2 protein-coding genes are annotated in these 2,563 nt (G+C 43.9%); both read left to right on the top strand.

Annotation, left to right across the window (positions count from 1 at the left end; all coding sequences use genetic code 11):
• The first annotated feature begins 159 nt into the window (after positions 1–159).
• Positions 160–1,698 (top strand): IS21 family transposase, encoded by a 1,539-nt coding sequence (istA, locus tag ACQRD1_RS14480; protein WP_235234286.1) that lies wholly within the window; start codon positions 160–162, stop codon positions 1,696–1,698.
• Between the two features lie 6 nt (positions 1,699–1,704).
• Positions 1,705–2,481 (top strand): IS21-like element helper ATPase IstB, encoded by a 777-nt coding sequence (gene istB, locus ACQRD1_RS14475; protein WP_154581594.1) that lies wholly within the window; start codon positions 1,705–1,707, stop codon positions 2,479–2,481.
• Positions 2,482–2,563 lie beyond the last annotated feature (82 nt).

Here is a 2,563-nt window from a genome sequence, read left to right as displayed (position 1 = left end):
TGAATAATCCGGGGGCCGTGTCCCTGCTGTCCGGACTTAGGAAACCGCAAATCCGTTTTTAAGGAAACCACCATTCCGTTGGTGGAAACCTTTATCATAAATTCTTAAAATGTAACTATGCACCCTGTGGTGTAAATACATTTTAAGGAGGTCATGACTATGACCAAATATCGAGAGATTCTCAGGCTCAAAAGCTTGAATCTCAGTCAACAAAACATTGCCGACAGTTGCAATGTTTCAAAAAAGACAGTCAATCGTGTGTTAAAGCGTGCCGCGGAATTAGATATTTCCTGGCCGCTCGATGAAAATGACACCGATGCTGTCCTTGCAGAAAAGTTCTTCCCTTCTGCAAAACAAGTCACATCCCACAAGCGTATGCCTGACTACGACTACATCCGCAAGGAGCTACTTCGTAACGGAGTAAGTAAAAAGCTCCTGTGGACTGAATACATGGAGGATTGCCGTGCCAATGGCGAAGAACCACTCATGTATTCACAGTTCTGCTACCACATCCAACAGGATGAGCAAAAACATCGTGCTACCATGCATATCAACCGGAAACCTGGTGAACAGGTTGAAGTTGATTGGGCAGGTGATCCTGCAACAATCATTGATCCTGATACCGGAGAAATCATCAAAGCCTACATATTTGTTGGCGTAATGACTTACAGCCAGTATGCATATGTGGAAGCATTTCTGGATATGAAGCAGAAATCATGGATTAATGCTCATGTCCATATGTACGAGTACTTTGGCGGTGTTGCTAAGATTCTCGTACCGGATAACTGCAAGACTGCAGTTGTTCACAATGGTGGATGGAGAGACCAGCAGATTAATGAAACTTATCAGGAACTGGCTGAACATTATGGTACAGCTATTATTCCGGCTCGTGTCAGAGCTCCCAAGGATAAGCCGAATGCTGAAGGAACAGTAGGAAATATCTCTACCTGGATAACAGCAGCACTTCGGGATGAACAGTTCTTCTCCCTTGCCGAATTAAATCGTGCAATCAGAGACAAGCTCGAACTGTTCAACCAAAGGCTCTTTCAAAAGAAAGAGGGTAGTCGGCGAATCTTATTTCTTGAGGAAGAAAAACCATTGCTGGCACCATTACCTGCTACCCGTTTTGAACTGAGTGACTGGAAAACAGCCACCGTCCAGTTCAATTATCACATATCTGTGGACAGAATGCTATACTCAGTTCCTTATGAATACATCAAAAAGAAAGTTGATGTGAAGGTAACAGATACCACTATTGAAATTTTCTACAACCATAACCGCATTGCTTCCCATCGTCGTCTGAAAGGACGCCCTGGGCAGTACAGCACTATCACGGAACATATGCCGGAAGATCACCAGAGATATCTGGAATGGAACGGCGACCGGTTCCGCAAATGGGCTGAGCGGATTGGCATAAATACGTACACTGTGGTCAATGCAATACTGACCTCCAAAAGCGTGGAACAACAGACCTACCGAAGTTGTATGGGACTTCTAAAGCTTGCTGAGAAATACTCAGATGCATTGCTTGAAGCAGCCTGTAAAAAGGCTTTATCCTATACCTCCTCGCCCAGTTACAAGAGTATTAAAAACATCCTTGTAACAGGTTCTGTAAAACCGGAATCAGAAACAACTGAATCCAAGACCACACATAAAGCACATGGCATCACAAGAGGTGCCGATTACTATCGGAGGTAAACACATATGACAAATCAGAGTACAATAGATAAATTAATTGAAATGCGCCTTACTACCATGGCAGATGCATTTCGTAACCAACTGGATGATCCTAAATTTAAAGAAGTACCCTTTGAGGACCGTTTTGGTATGCTGGTGGACATCGAATACAGCAATCGTAAAAATAATCGTCAAAAACGACTGATCCGTAATGCCGGATTTGACCAGCCGGAAGCAAATATCATGGATATCAACTACACTTCCGGTCGCAAACTTAACAAGGCTCTTATTAACCGACTTGCAACTTGTGAGTATATATCTGAACACCGGAACCTTTTTATTACCGGTGCTACAGGCTGTGGTAAGACTTACATGGCCTGTGCCTTTGGCATGGAGGCATGCAAGCGGTATTACAACACCAAGTATGTCCGACTTCCGGATCTGCTCATTGATCTGGAAATCGCAAGGACAGAAGGTAACTATCGAAAGGTCATGGCTAAATACGCTAACCCACTGGTTCTCATTCTTGATGAATGGCTTCTTCTAAAACCAACGGAAGCCGAGCAGAAGGATATCTTTGAACTCCTTCATCGAAGACGCAAGAAATCATCTACGATTTTCTGCTCTCAGTATGAATTCGAAGAATGGTATGATCAGCTTGGTGGTGATGACAGTCCTCTTGCAGATGCAATCATTGACCGTATTGCCCATGACAGTTATCGAATAAATATCACAAGCATTGATGCAGAACATGATCGGTCAATGCGAGAGGTATACGGCTTAGATAAAGCATTACGCGAGTAAACTCGCATAAGCGGTTCCCGCAAGTCCGGACAGACGGTTTCCCGTCTGCCGGATTTGCGGTGTTACCGCACAGGAATATTCA

The sequence above is a fragment of the Bariatricus sp. SGI.019 genome, assembly GCF_050315235.1.
Classification (GTDB): Bacteria; Bacillota; Clostridia; order Lachnospirales; family Lachnospiraceae; genus JAFBIX01.
The sequence above is the reverse complement of the archived record's forward strand: the minus strand, read 5'-3'. Positions and strand labels throughout refer to the sequence as shown.